Here is a 16,382-nt window from a genome sequence, read left to right as displayed (position 1 = left end):
ACGGCGCGGAGATGCCCCACCATTGCGACATGAGCCTCAATGTCGAGAGCCTGGTTGAGAGCCCCCTCGCCGCGCCGCGTCCCCTCCGCCTGATCGATGACACCGGTCGCGCCGCGCCACTCGATGAGGCAGGCGGGTTTGCCCTGCCGGACCCGGCCACACTGCTCAATCTCTACCGGCGCATGGTCGTCGCCCGCCGGTTCGACGTGCAGGTCACCGCGCTGACCCGGCAGGGACGCCTGGCGACGTACCCGTCAGCTCTCGGCCAGGAGGCCTGCGAGATCGCCGCGGTCGCCGCCCTCGGCGCCGAGGACTGGCTCTTCCCCACCTACCGGGACAGCATCGCCCTACTGACCCGCGGCGTGCCGCCCGAGCACATCCTGGCCTCGTTCCGCGGGGACTGGCACAGCGGCTACGACCAGAACGCCCACCGGATCGCCCCGCAGGCCACCCCTCTGGCTACCCAGGCGCTGCACGCCGTGGGGCTCGCGACCGCGTCCAAGCTCAAACGGGAGCGCACCGTCGCACTGACTCTGCTCGGCGACGGCGCCACCAGCGAGGGCGACGCCCACGAGGCGTTCAACTTTGCTGCCGTCTGGCAGGCCCCGGTCGTCTTCGTGGTGCAGAACAACCAGTACGCGATCAGCGTGCCGCTGGACAAGCAGATGCGCTGCCGCACCATCGCCGACAAGGCCATCGGCTACGGGATGCCCGGCTACTTCGTTGACGGCAACGACGTCGCCGCAATGTACGCGGTCACCTCGTCGGCAGTGGAGAACGCCCGCGCCGGCCACGGCCCGACCCTGATCGAGGGTCTGACCTATCGGATGGAGGCACACACGAACTCCGACGACCCGAGCCGCTACCGCGATCCCGGGGATCTGGAGATCTGGCGACGCCGCGACCCGATCACCCGCCTGGACACCTACCTGTGCGAGATCGGTGCGCTGAGCGACGCGGAGCGTGCGGACATCCGTGCCGAGGCCGAGGATCTGGCGGCGGACACCCGCGAATGCATGACCCGGTCCGCCCCAGTGGATCCGCTGGAGCTGTTCGACCACGTCTACTCGACCCCGCGCGCCGCCCTGGCGGAACAACGAGCCTTCCTCGCAGCTGAGCTTGACGAGCACGCCGAGCACGCCGAACACGCCGAACACGCCGTCGCAGCATCCGTCGCCGCTCACTCAGGAGTCAACTCATGACGCTCCCCGACACCGCACCGACGCCCCTGCGCGCACCGGTCACTCTCACCATGGCAGCGGCGTTGAACGCCGCGATCCAGGACGCGATGCGCAACGATCCGACGGTCGTCCTGTTCGGTGAGGATGTCGGCCCGCTCGGCGGCGTCTTCCGTGTGACCGACGGGCTGTACGCCGAATTCGGGGAGAGCCGCGTGAGCGACTCGCCGCTGGCCGAATCGGGGATTGTGGGCACCGCGATCGGCATGGCCATGTACGGCCTGCGCCCGGTGGTCGAGATGCAGTTCGACGCGTTCAGCTACCCGGCGTTCGAGCAGATCGTTTCGCACGTGGCCAAGATGCGCAACCGCACCCGTGGGCGCATCCAGCTGCCCCTTGTGATCCGGATCCCCTACGCCGGCGACATCGGGGGTGTGGAACACCACTCCGATTCCTCCGAGGCCTACTGGACGGCCACGCCCGGCCTCACAGTGGTCTCGCCATCGAATCCGGCGGATGCCTACTCAATGCTCCGCGAGGCCATTGCTTGTGACGACCCGGTCATTTTCCTCGAACCCAAGAGCCGGTACTGGGCCAAAGCCGAGCTCAGCCTGCCTGTGCGCACCGCGCCGATGACCACTGCGGTCGTGCTGCGGGAGGGCACCGATGTCACGCTGATCGCCTACGGTCCGACCGTGAAAACGGCCCTCGCGACGGCCGAGCTGGCCGTCGCCGAGGGGCTCTCGATCGAGGTGATCGACCTGCGCAGCCTCTCCCCGTTCGACGACGAGACGGTGGGCGCCTCCCTGCGGAAGACCTCCCGCGCCGCTGTGCTGCACGAGGCGGCGCAGTTCGGCGGCTACGGGGCCGAGGTCGCCGCCCGGCTGACCGAGCGCAACTTCTACCACCTGGCAGCGCCGATCCTGCGGATCACGGGTTTCGATATCCCCTATCCCTCCCCCAAGCTCGAGCAATACTTTCTGCCCACTCCCGACCGCATCCTGACCGCCCTCGGAACCTGGGAGTGGAACTGATGGATCAGAATTTCATCCTGCCCGACCTCGGCGAAGGACTCACCGAAGCCGAAATCGTCTCCTGGCTGGTCGCCGTGGGCGACACCATCACCATCGACCAGCCCGTGGTGGAGGTCGAATCGGCCAAGTCCATCGTGGAGTTGCCGTCGCCGTTCGGCGGTGTGGTCGAGGCCCTGAACGGGGTCGCCGGCCAGATCATTCACGCCGGGCAGGTGCTGCTGACAGTGACGGATGCCGCCGAGGCCGAGGCCGCACGGCCGACCGCTCGGACTGCTGTTAAGCCCGCAGCGATGGCAGCCGGGGTTCCGGTCGCGGAGGTCGACGGGTCGGCATCCGGTGCTGTGCTCATCGGCTACGGCACGAGGGAGAACACGGGTCCCGTGCGGCGCCCTGCCACTGCGCGCTTCGGCGTGCGACCCGGCTCAGCGGCTCCGGTCGTCGCGGCAATCGTCGAACCGGTCTCCGAGGTGACTACGGCCACCCCGGTAACGGCTCCGACCTCTCCGTCTTACCCGGCCGGCCGCTCCCCGGTGGTCTCACCGCTGGTGCGGCGTCTGGCCCGCGAAAACGGCCTCGACGCGACCCTGCTAATCGGCAGTGGGAGCAACGCGCTGGTGCTGCGCCGGGACGTGGAATCGGCAATCCGGGAACGGGCCGCAGCGGTTGAGTCCACACCGGTGGTCGAGCCCGCGGCACAGGCCCAACCTGCACCCGTGGCGGAGCCGGTCGGAACCCGGGCCGCGCCCACCGACGACATCCGGATCCCGATCACCGGCCTACGCAGGGTGGTGTCGGAGCGGATGACCACCTCGCGCCGGGAAATCCCCGAGGCAACCGTCTGGCTCGATGTGGACGCCACCGAGCTCTTCGCCGCGCGGGACCGTCTCTTCGACGCCACAGGCGAACGCTTCAGCGTGACCGCGCTGATCGCCCGGTTCACGGTCGCCGGACTGCGCCGGTTTCCGCTGTTGAACTCCTCAGTCGACACGGCCAGCCAGGAGATCCTCCAACGCGGTGCCATCAACCTCGGGCTTGCCGCTCAGACCCCGCGGGGGCTGATGGTGCCGGTCGTTCACGACGCCCACTCACTGACCACCCGCGAACTCCGGGATGCGATCGCCGGTATCGTGACCCAGGCAACGGATGGCTCGTTTCCCCCATCTCGACTCAGCGGCGGCACCTTCACCCTGAACAACTTCGGTGCTCTGGGTGTCGACGGGTCAGCCGCGATCATCAACCACCCCGAGGCCGCCATTCTGGGCATCGGACGGATGATTGAGCGCCCCTGGGTGGTCGATCACACCCTCGCGGTGCGCACTGTGGTCGAGCTGTCGCTGGTCTTCGACCACCGGGTCTGTGACGGAGGCACCGCCGCCGGTTTCCTCACCTACATCGCACGCTGCATCGAGAACCCTGTGAGCATGCTCGCCGACCTTTGACCGAGCCGCAAACGGCCTCGACCCTGCTGTGGTGCCGCCTGGGGTCGAGGCGTGCGCCAGGTCGTCTACGACACGCCAGGACATCTCGTGGCAGGGGTTTCCTGCCGCTGGGGTTTGTTGCGGTCGACGCCCTCAAGTGCGAATCCTCACCGGGCGGACTATCCGGGCGCTCCGCCCGGATGCGTTTGCTTCTGGCCCCGAATTCCGGGCCCGAGTGCGCTTAAGGTCCGGCTTGCGGGCAGCCTGGCGGACCGTGCCGTTCGCAGGCGAGCGCGCTCGACTGCGCGCAGTTCGGCGCGACACGACTATCGAGCGAGTCACTCGATATAACTCCGAGGCTGTGATCTGTATCGGAGTGCCATTCGGACACAGCAGACCCAGTGGATCGTCCCGCACGGCAATACGATCCGGCTCGATGGCAGAGCCCGCACAGTCAGCGCTGACAACACCTGAAGTCAGCGCGGCAAGCATGACAAGGTATGCCAGCGCTGCGACTATTCGACTGTTAGAACCAACCCGGTGGCCCTCCAGTGAATACCGAATCTGCCAGCGCGACGCGAGGACGGACTGGTGGAGCTAGGAGCGTGATTCTTACGCGAGCAGAAGGTCACGCAGGCCCAGACCGTTCATGGTGCGTTGGTTCGACCGGCGCCAGCACTTAACCCGACGGCGATAGAACTGTAGCCGTTGCGCATTCGAAACCGAACCAGCTTGTGCACTGGAACACGCGTGGAGCCGATAACGCGGTCAATCTTATTTCGACGGGACTTTCTCGGCGGAACACACTTCGTAGAAATGGACTTCCATGATCGTCAAAAATTCCGCTTTGGTTCTCGTTACCCTCGTCGGCCTCGCTACCGTCACCGGCGCGGCCGCACCATCACAGGCCGACATCGTGCCCGGCGAACCGCAGGATGCCGCCCACGCGCACAATGACTATGAGCATGAGCGTCCGTTATTTGATGCCCTCGAGCACGGATTCACCAGTGTGGAAGCCGATGTTTGGCTCGTAGATGGCGAGCTTCTCGTCGCTCACGATCTCGAGGATGTCCAGGCGGGGGTTACTCTCGAAAGCCTCTACCTGGATCCGCTCGACCGCCTCGTGGACGGCCGTGCTGGCAGTGTCTACTCTGGCTGGGATGGCAGCTTCCAACTTCTGATCGACATAAAGAGTGACGGCGAGAGTACCTACGCTGCGATCGAGGAAGACCTGGCTGAGCATCGCTCGATCATGACCAAGTACACGAACGGCAAAATCAAATCCGGACCGGTTGTCGCCGTGGTCAGCGGCAACCGCCCTCTAAAATCCATGCAAAATCTTGACTCACGATTGGCTTTCTATGACGGCCGCTCCGGCGACTTGACATCTGGAATACCAGCCGATCTCATGCCGCTGGTCAGTGAGAATTGGAACAAGCTATTCGTGTGGCAGGGCGTCGGTCCGATGCCGGAAAGCGAAAAGGTCAAGCTGCGCGAATACGTGCAGTCGGCGCACTCTCAGGGCTACCGCGTCCGTTTCTGGGGGACCCTCGATGTTCCGAGCGAAGCCCGCGAAGCGATCTGGACTGAGCTGCACGAGGCCGGCGTTGACCACATAAATACCGATGACCTCGCCGCGCTGGAGAAGTTCCTGGGGAGCCGGAGCTAGCGGAAATCGCCATCCACTCGCCTGGACCTGAAAGAAGTACTGTGAACACAGTAGAAATCGATCGGTGTCCCCAGTTCGCGAACGAATTCCGCGGTTAACGGCACTGGCCTCCACGGCAAAATCTCTCAACGGGCTGCTGGGAGATTCATGCGGAGACCGTTTCCAAAGGCCCTTTCCCCGAGACGTCGAAACGGTCCTTGTTGCCCGAAGTTGGGCGAGGCCTGTAGCTTTCGGAAATGACGACCGACCGTGTAAGGCCGACAGGGAACCACCGCCTACCCTCCTGGGCCGCGGGGTCGATGGGCGCCTACCTAGTGTCAGTCGCCGGGCTCATTGCGGCAGTGTCCGTGATGCGCGCCTTCGAACTGGGCGGCGGGACGGCCGCACCCGAAGCGATGGTTCTGCTCATCGTGGTACTGACGTTGCCGTTATCTACTGCGTACTATGTCGTCGGTTCACTGGGTTCATCGCAAGTGTCGGGGCCAGAAGATTTCGCCGTCGGAGCATTGACCATGAGCGCGGCGTTGTACTACTTGGGATTCTTTCTCTTGGCTGCCATTAACGCTGCCGTCTTCAGATGGATAGTTTTTAGCACTCGACGACGGCGGGCGAAAGCTCAGTCTGATCCCTAACGGTCAACCGACGCGCTAGGGCCCGCGGAGCCAGCGCGAAGCAGTGGCCTGGCGAGGACAAGCCCGCAAACCAGGCCAGCGAGGGCAACAGGGAAAGCCACCAAAGCGCTGAGGTGTGGGAACAGAGAACCTCCGAAAAACAAGGTGAGGCCGCCGACAAGGACAGCCGGGGCTGCGACGAGGGCGCAGGACCAGATGGGAGCGTGCATCGACCGAGCCCAGACCGCGGCAGCGAAGAGGGCGACCGAACCAACAAGAATGAGATTCTTCCCCACACGATCGCGTTCGAGAGCCCCACCGGTTGGCTCAAAAAAGAACGTTCTATCGAGACCTGTCCCCAACAGGACCAGCCCGACGAGGATGAGCGCGGACCATGCGACCAGGGCGGCAACCCAGAGTGAGAGGCGGACCCAGCTGGCTGTCATCGCTGCACTCATCTCTATTGCAGTCATGTGCGGAACCTGAAATCCGCCTTTTCGAAAGCCGCCGGTCGTCGAGTGTCACCTCGTCAGGTTCCCGCCCAACTGGACGCGTCAACCGCGGCCCCAAGGCCCGACCCTACTGTTCAGAATCGCTATCCGCACCGCCCAATTCGGGGAAGAAGCCTCGGCGTTGTCCGACGCTTTGATCTGACGATCCCGTGCAGAAGTTTCGCCCATGGGACGAATCTGACACCGGGCACCTGCTTCGCGCCTTCGGTGCCAACGATGACCTCGCAACCCAGGTCGGCGACACCGACCTGTCAACGCTCGAGCGCTGCCAGGAATTCATCGCACTTCAGCTCGCCCCGTCCAGCCCGTCCGTGCGCAACTTCGCAATCAGCGTCGACGGCAAGGCTGTCGGCAATGTGGGCATCGAAAACATGGAGCATCGACACGCCACCGGTAGGGTCTACTACTGGGTGTCCGCCGAGGCCAAGGCCAAGGCCTTGCCTCATGCTCTCTCGCCTCGGCTACCCGCTGGGCATTTGAAAGGCGCGACTTGCTCCGGCTCGAGCTCGGCCACAGGGTCAACAACCCGGCGTCCTGCATCGTCGCACTGAAAGTGGGATTCAATATCGCAATCTCCCAGCGGGCTGCTGGCAGGTTGATGCGGAGACCGTTCTGCTATCGGTGTCTCTTTGCTCGGGCGGCGAACTCGTCAAGGACCTGAACGACGTCCTTGGCTAGCCAAATTCGATTTCGTCGTCCGTCTGTGATTTGGGTCAAAATGTTGGCGTCAACAAGGCGGTCGATAGCGACCTGGGCATTGACGCTCGAAATACCGAGCTGAGCTGCGGCTGCGGCTGCGCCGATCACGGGTTGCCGAAGCAGAATACCCACGAGCCGGTGTACCGCTGAATCTCGTCTCGCGCTGATGCGCCCGCGCCACTCCACCTGCACGCTTTCCAGGTCAGCCACGAGGATTCGACCATTGTGCACCGCCGCGAACGACGCCTCCGCGATGGAACGGATGATCGGGGCGACATCCCCGGACCGGTATGCGCTCAGGGCATCGAAATATCGACCGGTGTCGTGAAGCAGCCCCGCGGAGACCGGAACAGTAACGTTTCGAGTGAGCCCTCCAGAACGCAGCATCGCTTGGATGAGTGCGCGACCGACCCTTCCATTTCCGTCGGGGAACGGGTGGATTGTTTCAAATTGCGCATGAGCGATCGCGGTCTGGGCAAGCACGGGAAGATCAGCTCGATTGGCGAAGGCAACAAGGTCCTCCATGAGCGCGGGGACGCGGTCCTGATGGGGCGGGACAAGCTGTGCGGTGTGCGGCCCAAAACTCCCGCCACCGATCCAGACCTGCTGGTCACGCCAGTGACCGACGATGTCAGGATTGCTTTGCTCTAGGAGGGCGCGATGCATCTCCAGGATGGCGTTGCCGTCGATCGACTCAGACAGGGCAAGTGCCGCTTGCATCGCTCGGACGTTGCCGACGATGAGCTGCGCATTCTTCGAGGCGTGCTCACCGAGCTCCGCCAAGGCGATCTGCCGAGCGCCGCTCGTGAGGTTCTCAATTTCGGAGCTGGAGGCACTCTCGGCTCGAAGGAGAATGGACGCAAATGGTGCAGCGATTTGCCCCACTTCTGCATCGAAGCGGGCAAGCTCGCTGGCGGCCTCTTCAGTCAGCGCATGCAACTCGCTGTCGAACGGTATGTCGAGATCAGAGATCAACGCGGGCACCGACGCCAAGTATGGACCTGACGCCAGACGCTTCTGGGCTCGTGAGCCATACTCATCCTGGACGCTTCGCCACGGCCGTTCTTCACAGCCGATCAACGGCCAGACCGACTCCTTCTCAGACATGGACATGTGTTGAGTATACCAATGCTTATTAGCATATCCATAGTTACGGATTCACTCTATCCTGACTGATTCCATTCGACTGCTCCGAAACCCTGCGAAACGCACTTTCCAAAGCCAAAGAAAAGTCAGTGAAGTGCAGCGCTAGCTGGCGGTGAATTCGCATCGCTCAATGGCGTGAATGAACGGGTGAGCACATAGGGGTTCTCGATCCGATCAACAGATCATTCTGACTGGCGTGTAATTCGTGACCTGCGCTCGGAGATGATTCGCGAGACGCCGACCGGTTGATTCTCCCTGTGCACAAGGGCGCGCGCGCGCGACGGGCGAACTGAAAACTCATCAGGGGAAGTGCGCTCACCTCGTTCCATCGTCACCTCAGCGCTCGAGGCAGTGGACGTGTTCGTCCGTTCGGAGGGGCCCGCCCCAAGCGCCTATGCCGAATTTCGGGACGACGTCGCGAGGTTCACCAGCAACCTGCTCGATGGACGCCCAACCGGCGGCATCAAGTAGGTCCCGCCGGGAAGGTATGCCACCGGCGGCTGCCGCACTGCAACCCGCCCGCATGAGGTTCCGTTAGAGCAAATGACGCGCGGGAGCCTGACGCTTCTTTGCCCTCCGGACCTGGTGGAGGATCGGCTCGGTGTATCCGTTGGGTGAGGATGCACCGTCGATGATGAGTTGGCGGGCGGCCAGAAACGCGAGCCCAGGCCCGGTTCTGCCGATCAGCGCTTCATAGGTCGGGTCATCGGAATTCTGTGCATCGACGACCGCCGCCAGTCGCCCGAGGCTGGCGTCGACATCCGTCTTGCTGATGACGCCGTGGGTGAGCCAGTTCGCGAGGAGTTGACTGGAAATGCGCAGCGTCGCACGGTCCTCCATGAGCCCCACGCCGTGGATGTCCGGAACCTTGGAACACCCGACCCCTTGATCGACCCATCGAACGACGTAGCCGAGGATCGACTGAACGTTGTTGTTCAGCTCGGTCAGGCGCTCCTCATCGCTGAGGTCTCGCTCGGAGAGAGGGAGGACGAGAATCGGGTCCAGGGCCTGGCGTGTCCGTCCGGCCAGTTCGTGTTGACGGGCGGCCACGTTGACCTCGTGATAGTGGATCGCATGCAGCGTCGCCGCTGTGGGAGACGGGACCCAGGCTGTGGTTGCACCGGAACGGGGGTGCGCAATCTTCTGCTCGAGCATGTCGTGCATGAGATCGGGCATGGCCCACATGCCCTTGCCGATCTGGGCACGGCCGGGAAAGCCCGCCGCGAGACCGGCGTCGACATTCGCGTTCTCGTAGGCAGCCATGAAGGGCATGGAACGTATCAAGCCCTTGGTGGCCACTGGCCCGGCGTGCATGGAGGTGTGGATCTCGTCGCCCGTGCGATCGAGGAATCCCGTGTTGATGAAGACGATTCGCTCGGCGGCAACGGCGATACAGGCCCGCAAGTTGAGCGTCGTTCGCCGTTCTTCGTCCATGATCCCGATCTTCACGGTGAGTGGGGGCAGGCCGAGGAGCTGCTCCACCCGGGCGAACAGGTCGACGGTGAACGCGACCTCGTGGGGGCCGTGCATTTTCGGCTTGACGATGTAGACCGAGCCGGTGCGTGAGTTGCCGCCGCGGGCCTCGCCGACGAGGTCGGGGAACGAACCGAGAACGGTCAGCACCGCGTCGAGGATTCCTTCGAACACCTCGGCGCCGGACGCATCCCGCACGGTGTCGGTCTGCATCAGGTGCCCGACGTTGCGCACCAGCAGCAGGCTTCGGCCGTGCAGCGTCAACTCGCCGCCGGTAGGAACGGTGTAGACGCGGTCGCCGTTCATGGTGCGCGTGAAGACGCCGGCGCCCTTCCTGACGGTCTCATTCAGTCTGCCGCGCATGAGTTCGCGCCAGTTGCGGTAGCCGAGTACCTTGTCGTCGGCGTCGACTGCGGCAACCGAGTCTTCGAGGTCCATGATCGTGGTGACAGCGGACTCGAGCACGATGTCCTGGATGCCCGCGCTGTCCGTGGCCCCGATAGGTGCGCTGCGATCAATGGTCACGTCGAGGTGCAGTCCGTGATGTCGGAAGAGCACGGACGACGGTTCCAAAGCCTCTCCCCTGTAGCCGACCAGCGCCGAGGGCGACGCCAGGACAGCGGATGATCCGTCTTTCAAAGCCACGATCAGCGCACCGTTCTCGACTCGGTAAGCGACGGCATCAGCGTGCGAGCCCCGTTCGAGTGGGATGGCCTGGTCAAGCAGAGCCCGTCCGCGCGCGATCACCCGTCCGCCGCGGACGGCGTTGTAGGAATCCGCCCGGGACGCACCGCCGTCATCGGATATCGCGTCAGTGCCGTACAGCGCGTCGTAAAGCGAACCCCAGCGGGCGTTCGCCGCGTTGACAGCGAACCGCGCGTTGAGCAGCGGAACGACAAGCTGGGGTCCCGCCTGCGACGCGATCTCCACATCGACGTTCGAGGTGGTGATGGTGAAGTCCCCGGGTTCGGGCGCGAGGTACCCGATCCTGGTGAGGAAAGCACGGTACTCACCGGGGTCAGGCTGGCCGGGGTTAGCCCGGTGGAAGGCATCGATCTGGGCCTGCAGGTCATCCCTGATGCCGAGCAACTCAGTGTTCCGGGGAGTGAGGTCGCTGATCAGCGTGCTCAGCCCAAGCCAAAAGGCGTCCGCGGTGATGCCGGTTCCCTGCAGCGCCTCGTTCTCGACGAACGCGGCGAATGAAGAGGCGACATCGAGATCTGCTCGTTCGACGCGGGCGGAGAGGCCAGCAGTAGGCGCTGGGACGGATGCTGTGGTGGGTGTGTTCATCGTTGAACTCCTTGGGCTAGTGCGGGTACGCCCGCTCGGCCGACTGTGTCTGGCCAGTCTCGCACCCCGGCGCCGCCGCTCCTTGACACACTCACGTCGGGCAGGTCTCGTGCAATAGGGTTCAATTATCCGGCAGACGCTTCACCCTCAGTTCGCCGCCTGGTCACAAACGCTGAATTGGGAACCTGATGCCTGAAGTTCGCGCACGCCCCAGTCGATCCGAGCGATTGGATGCGCTGCCGTTCACCCGGGAGCACCGCCGTGTGCTTGTGGGTTCCGGCCTGGGCTGGGCTCTTGATGCGATGGACGTTGGACTCATTTCTTTCGTTCTGGCACAATTGGCGGTGCAATGGCAAGTCTCCGACGTGGAGCTGTCCTGGATCGCATCCGCCGGGTTCGTCGGTATGGCCATTGGTGCAGTTCTCGGTGGTTTGCTGGCCGACCGTATCGGCCGACGCCAGGTTTTCGCTCTCACCCTTCTCGTTTACGGTCTCGCGACGGGAGCGTCGGCACTGTCCGAGACTGTGGCCGTACTCATTGCATGGCGATTTATCGTGGGGCTCGGTCTTGGCGGTGAGCTCCCGGTCGCTTCGACGCTCGTGAGCGAGTTCGCGCCTCCACGAATTCGCGGCCGCATCATCGTCATCCTCGAATCCTTCTGGGCCATTGGCTGGACCGTTTCCGCGGTCATCGGGTACCTGGTCGTACCGTCATCGGCCGACGGCTGGCGCTGGGCACTGGCTGTCGGAGCGGTTCCGGCCGTGTACGCGGTGGTCGTGCGCCTTCGGCTGCCGGAATCGGTTCGCTTCCTCGAGTCGCGTGGCCGCCTCTCTGAGGCGGAGTCGACCGTCCGACGTTTCGAAAAGTCCGCCGGAATCACCGCCGGACCCTATGATTCTGCGCGCCCCGCAAAGACAGGTGAGGGGCCGAACAAAACCGGTTCCCGGACACGCGTCACCGCGCTGTGGTCGCGCGGCCTGCGTCGCCGAACCGGTGCGCTGTGGCTGGTCTGGTTCTGCGTGAACTTCTCCTACTATGGCGCCTTCATCTGGCTTCCGACCATCCTGGTCGCGTCGGGATACTCGCTCGTTCGCTCCTTCGCGTACACGCTGATCATCACCGTGGCCCAACTGCCGGGTTATGCCGCTTCGGCGTACCTCATCGAGCGTTGGGGACGGCGCAGGACACTGGCCGTATTCCTTGCCGGCTCGGCACTTGCAGCGGCGTTATTCGCGGTAGCCGGCGATGCCACCCAGGTGATCGGTGCCGGCATGCTGCTTTCCTTTTTTAACCTGGGTGCGTGGGGAGCGCTCTACGCAGTGACCCCGGAGCTGTACCCGACCCGCATCCGTGCCACCGGGGCCGGCTGGGCAGCCGGCGTTGGACGGATCGCCGCGATCCTGGCTCCGCTGGCCGTGCCGATGCTGCGCGAGATGGGCGGGACCGCAATTCTTTTCACGGTCTTCGCAATGTTCTTCGTGGTCGCTGCACTCGGCGCTCTTGGACTCCCCGAGAAACGGGGCGAGGCTCTGGAGGACTGAAACGGCAGGAACGGTTGCGCGAGACACTGGGGTATGCCCGATCTGACTTTGCACGACGGCGGCGGTCGGTTTCCGTCTCCTCCTCGGCATTAAAGTGGTAGAGGTTGCCGAAGAAAGCGTCGAACCCGTGCACGGTGGGCAGGAACTCGTTCGGTGAAGGCGATGCCCTCGTTGGCAACCCGAAATATGGATGAGATTCGGTGGCCCCGAAGCATTGGAATTGCACCACGATTGGCTCCGGCCGCGGCCGCAGGACCATCAGGTTCTGGTGAAAGTAACAGCGGCTGCCGTCAACAACACAGACATTTGGACGCGCCAGGGAGCATATGGGTTGCCGGAAAATCCCACGGCGCAGGCCGGCTGACTGGGTGCGTTTGATTTTCCGCGCATTCAGGGTGGGGATATCACCGGCATTATCGTCGAGGTGGGTCATGGTGTGACCGAAGAACTGTTGAGTCGCCGGGTGCTCGTGGTCCCGGCTATCTACGGATGCGAAAGCGAAAATGCGTCTCCGGTGGGGTACAAGGGTAGCGAGGCCGATGGCGGGTTCGCGCAGTACGTCTCCGTGGATGCCATCCATGCTCATGACGTACAGGATTCCCCGCTATCGGATGAGCAGCTGGCGTGCCTGCCTGTGGCATTCGGCACCGCAATCGGAATTCTCGAACGTGCCAACGTGCGAGGCGGCGAAACCGTGCTCGTGACGGGAGCATCCGGCGGGGTTGGACGTGGTTGCTGACATCGCCGGTGGACCGGGGGTCTCCACCATGATGCCGATGCTTCGGGACAACGGGCGCTGGGTGATCGCGGGTGCTGTGGCGGGGCCGGTGATCGACTTCGACCTCCGCCGCCTCTATCTTCACAATGCGCAGCTGATCGGATCCTCGATGCACACCCGGGTTCATTTTCGTCGGCTCGTCGAGCTTGCACGCGGCGGGCAGGTCAGTCCTCAGGTCAGCAGCACGTTTGCCCTGACCGAGATCGCCAAAGCCCAAACGGAGTTCTCCGAGCGACGACACATCGGCAAGATCGTCATCCTCCCCCACTGAGACCAACTGTTGGTACCCGAGGGAAAACTCTGATTGATGTACCAATAGTGCACTATCGTGCACTTATGGAGAAAAGTGCTGCGGAACTTGCAACCGCCATCGGTGTACGCGTCAAACACGAACGTCAACAACGTCGGTGGACTCTTGACCAGCTGGCGGAAGGCACCGGGGTGAGTCGCCGAATGCTGGTCAACATCGAGCAGGGTGCCGCGAACCCGAGCGTAGGGACACTGCTCCGGATCAGTGGCGCCCTCGGCGTGGGCCTCCCCGATCTGGTCGAACCGCCCCGAAGCGGATGAAAGTTACCCGAAGGGGCGAGGGCACGGTGCTGTGGACCGGCGCGCACGGCGGGCGCGGAGTGCTCGTCGCGGGGACTATACCGCCGAACGTCGTCGAACTGTGGGACTGGACCCTCGAAGCAGGCGATCGACATGTGAGTGAACCGCATACGGCCGGTACGAGAAAACTCGTGCAGGTACACCTGGGAACGATCTCGATTTCGTCGGGAGAAGAGACGATCACGCTCAACGATCGCGACGCGCTCTCCTTCCCCGGCGACGTAGCCCATTCCTACGTCAACGCCGGCCCGCACGCAGCACGATTCTCACTGACAGTGTTTGACCCGGGCGTCGGCTCGGCTACCCGAACGGAACGCGTTGATGCCTGAGCAGACGGCCTTGAACACGTTCCTCGACGCCGCCCGAGTCGACGATGACGTCTTTGCGTTACGGCCCGATTACCGGGCGGTGTTGGTCGCTGTCGATGGACTCGAGCCCGGCCCGAGTGATGAGGCAAGCGAGGCGCTGCTCCTCGCGGCGGAAGAGGCAGCCCGCTCCACTCTCCAGCAACAGGCTGTCGAGGAGGTTCCGCACATTGCCGCGTGGCGCCAGGCGTACCGGGCGTTCGGTGCGAAGCCGCAGCGCACCCGCAACAGTCTGGAGGCGCTTATGCGCCGCGCGGCATCCGGGCTGCCCCGCGTGAATCGACTCACGGACCTGTACAACGCAATCTCGATTCTGCACGTGGTACCGCTCGGCGGGGAGGACCTAGCGCACTACGTCGGAGCACCACGCCTGATCCGCGCAACCGGGTCGGAACCTTTCGAGATCATGTCCGAGGGCGCATCCGTGACTGAGTATCCCGACGCCGGGGAGGTCGTGTGGACCGACGCGGGCGGTGTGACGTGTCGACGCTGGAACTGGCGTCAAGCACGTCGCACCCAGCTCACCGACACCACCACCAGCGCCCTGTTCATCCTCGACGCACTCGAACCGCTCGACGACGACGCACTATTGGCAGCAGCTCGGGAGCTCGAGCGGGAGCTCACTCGTCTCGGCTCGAACGTCCAGGTCGCGCAGCGCCGGCTCGGAGCAAACGCACTGTCCGGAAATGCCTGACATGAGCCAACGCAGCATCCCGATTCCCGCCTCGGCGCTTGGTGTCACGGCCATGCTGTCTGTTCGGCTCGGCTCGGCACTCTCCGTCGACCTGATCACGACAGTCGGTGCTGCCGGAACGGAGGACTTGCTCTGAGGTACTGGCCTCACCCAACCCTGACGCGTAAGCGTTCGGCGATCAGGCACCGGAGGGATGGGTCCGGGTGAGCGATTTTCTCATCATGAGTCCTAATGCGGACCACGCGTCAACCTCACCGGTTTTTTGGGTGCCCGGGCAAGTCCGTGAGTAGTCTCAACGCATGATTGTGCTGGGTGAGTTCGTCATCGGCTTGCTCGCCCTGATCGGCGTCACGGTGGTCGCGGTCGGTACCATTTCTGCCGACGATCGTCGGCGCATCCGCTCTGATGTTGATCTTCACCGGGGATGGGCTACTCACGCGGCTCGACGGTGGAATCCTGCTACTCGTCGGCGTCGTCTACACCGTGCTCATAGTGCCTGCCGCTCGCCGTGAGGCCGCTGTCGTTCGCACCGAGTCCGCCCGCGAGTCCGGCATCACGAAACGAGAGATATCTCCACTGCACAGCTGGGGCGCGACGTGCTCTGCTCGTCGTTCGGACCTGACAAGACGACGGGATGACCCGGTCTGTCACGCCCGACCAACAAGCGTGTGGACAGGCCAGCGGCCGACTCGTGGGACGATGCCGTTGTGCGGATTGATGAGGCTCAGGCGGACGTTCGACGTGTCTACCGCGGCGGCTTCGTCGGTCAATTGGTTTCAGGCACACTGTGGCTGATCGCGGCGGCCGTGGCGACTTGATTGTCGCCAGGCGCATCGATCGCAACGCTGTTCCTGGGTGGGATGCTGATTTTTCCCCTGACGACGCTCACGCTTCGAACCGCCGGCGGGCCAGCGGCATTGCCCAAGGGCCATCCGATGGCGGCGCTCGCGACGCAGATCGCATTCACCGTCCCTTCGGGCATGCTCGTGGCCGTTGCCCTGGGACTGACCGAACCGAACCTGTTCTTCCCGGCAAGCATGATCATCGTCGGTGCGCATTATCTGCCGTTCGTTTTCCTTTACGGGATGCGTCTCTTCGCCGTGCTCGCCGGATACTGATCCTGGTCGGAACAGTGCTTCTCCTGTAACTACCGGTCGGCGCTCCGCTTGGCGGATGGTTCGCGGGTGCACTCCTGGTCGGTTTCGCGTATCTGCCGCGCGCGTCCTCAGAACGGCGTGGGCTCCCCTGACTGGGCATCCCGACCGGGTGCGGCGGGCGACGGCGCAGGCGACGCCGAGCGGATGACCGTGGCCGGCTCACTCACGAACGTGCGCCCGGTCGGCGACGTCCACTCAAGCGTGCCGT

General features: G+C 63.9%; 16 protein-coding genes. 13 read left to right on the top strand and 3 right to left on the bottom strand.

Going from position 1 to position 16,382, the window contains the following annotated elements:
* The first annotated feature begins 29 nt into the window (after nt 1-29).
* The 5 genes from pdhA to CXY79_RS16835 all read left to right on the top strand — a co-directional run bounded on the left by pdhA (nt 30) and on the right by CXY79_RS16835 (nt 7,083).
* Nucleotides 30-1,202: a pyruvate dehydrogenase (acetyl-transferring) E1 component subunit alpha gene (gene pdhA, locus CXY79_RS02580; RefSeq protein ID WP_104099598.1), complete on the top strand. Its 1,173-nt coding sequence runs from the start codon at nt 30-32 to the stop codon at nt 1,200-1,202.
* Entirely contained in the window at nt 1,199-2,212 is a 1,014-nt protein-coding gene (locus tag CXY79_RS02575; RefSeq protein ID WP_104099597.1) for an alpha-ketoacid dehydrogenase subunit beta, read from the top strand. Before pdhA ends, CXY79_RS02575 begins: the two co-directional genes overlap by 4 nt.
* On the top strand, nt 2,212-3,651 hold the full coding sequence (locus CXY79_RS02570; protein WP_104099627.1) for a dihydrolipoamide acetyltransferase family protein: 1,440 nt from the start codon (nt 2,212-2,214) through the stop codon (nt 3,649-3,651). Before CXY79_RS02575 ends, CXY79_RS02570 begins: the two co-directional genes overlap by 1 nt.
* Nucleotides 3,652-4,456: 805 nt before the next feature.
* On the top strand, nt 4,457-5,299 hold the full coding sequence (locus CXY79_RS02565) for a phosphatidylinositol-specific phospholipase C/glycerophosphodiester phosphodiesterase family protein (RefSeq protein ID WP_104099596.1): 843 nt from the start codon (nt 4,457-4,459) through the stop codon (nt 5,297-5,299).
* A gap of 1,529 nt (nt 5,300-6,828) precedes the next feature.
* Nucleotides 6,829-7,083: a GNAT family N-acetyltransferase gene (locus tag CXY79_RS16835; RefSeq protein ID WP_369827926.1), complete on the top strand. Its 255-nt coding sequence runs from the start codon at nt 6,829-6,831 to the stop codon at nt 7,081-7,083.
* On the opposite strand, the gene CXY79_RS02545 is transcribed toward CXY79_RS16835, so the two are convergent.
* Both CXY79_RS02545 and CXY79_RS02540 read right to left on the bottom strand, forming a co-directional pair.
* Nucleotides 7,038-8,234 carry a Fic family protein gene (locus CXY79_RS02545; protein WP_104099592.1) on the bottom strand — a complete coding sequence of 399 codons (1,197 nt, stop codon included), beginning with the start codon at nt 8,232-8,234 and terminating at the stop codon, nt 7,038-7,040. The two genes, CXY79_RS16835 and CXY79_RS02545, sit on opposite strands and share 46 nt — an antisense overlap.
* A 567-nt stretch (nt 8,235-8,801) precedes the next feature.
* Nucleotides 8,802-11,030, bottom strand: a complete 2,229-nt coding sequence (locus CXY79_RS02540; RefSeq protein WP_104099591.1) for a malate synthase G — start codon at nt 11,028-11,030, stop codon at nt 8,802-8,804.
* Between the two features lie 188 nt (nt 11,031-11,218).
* Here CXY79_RS02540 and CXY79_RS02535 point away from each other — a divergent pair, with 188 nt between their 5' ends.
* The 7 genes from CXY79_RS02535 to CXY79_RS15860 all read left to right on the top strand — a co-directional run bounded on the left by CXY79_RS02535 (nt 11,219) and on the right by CXY79_RS15860 (nt 15,153).
* Nucleotides 11,219-12,571, top strand: a complete 1,353-nt coding sequence (locus CXY79_RS02535; RefSeq protein WP_104099590.1) for an MFS transporter — start codon at nt 11,219-11,221, stop codon at nt 12,569-12,571.
* Between the two features lie 364 nt (nt 12,572-12,935).
* Nucleotides 12,936-13,310 (top strand): alcohol dehydrogenase catalytic domain-containing protein, encoded by a 375-nt coding sequence (locus tag CXY79_RS16130; protein WP_199186713.1) that lies wholly within the window; start codon nt 12,936-12,938, stop codon nt 13,308-13,310.
* On the top strand, nt 13,300-13,620 hold the full coding sequence (locus CXY79_RS16125; protein WP_198411570.1) for a zinc-binding dehydrogenase: 321 nt from the start codon (nt 13,300-13,302) through the stop codon (nt 13,618-13,620). The genes CXY79_RS16130 and CXY79_RS16125 overlap by 11 nt, the downstream gene beginning before the upstream one ends.
* 65 nt (nt 13,621-13,685) lie before the next feature.
* Nucleotides 13,686-13,919 carry a helix-turn-helix domain-containing protein gene (locus CXY79_RS16830; protein ID WP_369827925.1) on the top strand — a complete coding sequence of 78 codons (234 nt, stop codon included), beginning with the start codon at nt 13,686-13,688 and terminating at the stop codon, nt 13,917-13,919.
* Nucleotides 13,916-14,287: a cupin domain-containing protein gene (locus CXY79_RS16825; RefSeq protein ID WP_369827924.1), complete on the top strand. Its 372-nt coding sequence runs from the start codon at nt 13,916-13,918 to the stop codon at nt 14,285-14,287. The genes CXY79_RS16830 and CXY79_RS16825 overlap by 4 nt, the downstream gene beginning before the upstream one ends.
* Nucleotides 14,280-15,017: a B3/4 domain-containing protein gene (locus CXY79_RS02515; protein ID WP_104099588.1), complete on the top strand. Its 738-nt coding sequence runs from the start codon at nt 14,280-14,282 to the stop codon at nt 15,015-15,017. Before CXY79_RS16825 ends, CXY79_RS02515 begins: the two co-directional genes overlap by 8 nt.
* Nucleotides 15,010-15,153 (top strand): hypothetical protein, encoded by a 144-nt coding sequence (locus tag CXY79_RS15860; RefSeq protein ID WP_158250208.1) that lies wholly within the window; start codon nt 15,010-15,012, stop codon nt 15,151-15,153. Before CXY79_RS02515 ends, CXY79_RS15860 begins: the two co-directional genes overlap by 8 nt.
* 115 nt (nt 15,154-15,268) lie before the next feature.
* On the opposite strand, the gene CXY79_RS15855 is transcribed toward CXY79_RS15860, so the two are convergent.
* Nucleotides 15,269-15,436 (bottom strand): hypothetical protein, encoded by a 168-nt coding sequence (locus CXY79_RS15855; RefSeq protein WP_158250207.1) that lies wholly within the window; start codon nt 15,434-15,436, stop codon nt 15,269-15,271.
* A gap of 399 nt (nt 15,437-15,835) precedes the next feature.
* Here CXY79_RS15855 and CXY79_RS02510 point away from each other — a divergent pair, with 399 nt between their 5' ends.
* Nucleotides 15,836-16,135 (top strand): hypothetical protein, encoded by a 300-nt coding sequence (locus tag CXY79_RS02510; protein WP_134401591.1) that lies wholly within the window; start codon nt 15,836-15,838, stop codon nt 16,133-16,135.
* Nucleotides 16,136-16,382 lie beyond the last annotated feature (247 nt).

Origin of the sequence: Cryobacterium sp. M96 (genome assembly GCF_002929845.1) — a bacterium.
Lineage (GTDB): Bacteria > Actinomycetota > Actinomycetes > Actinomycetales > Microbacteriaceae > Cryobacterium > Cryobacterium sandaracinum.
This window is presented reverse-complemented; position numbering and strand designations above follow the sequence as displayed.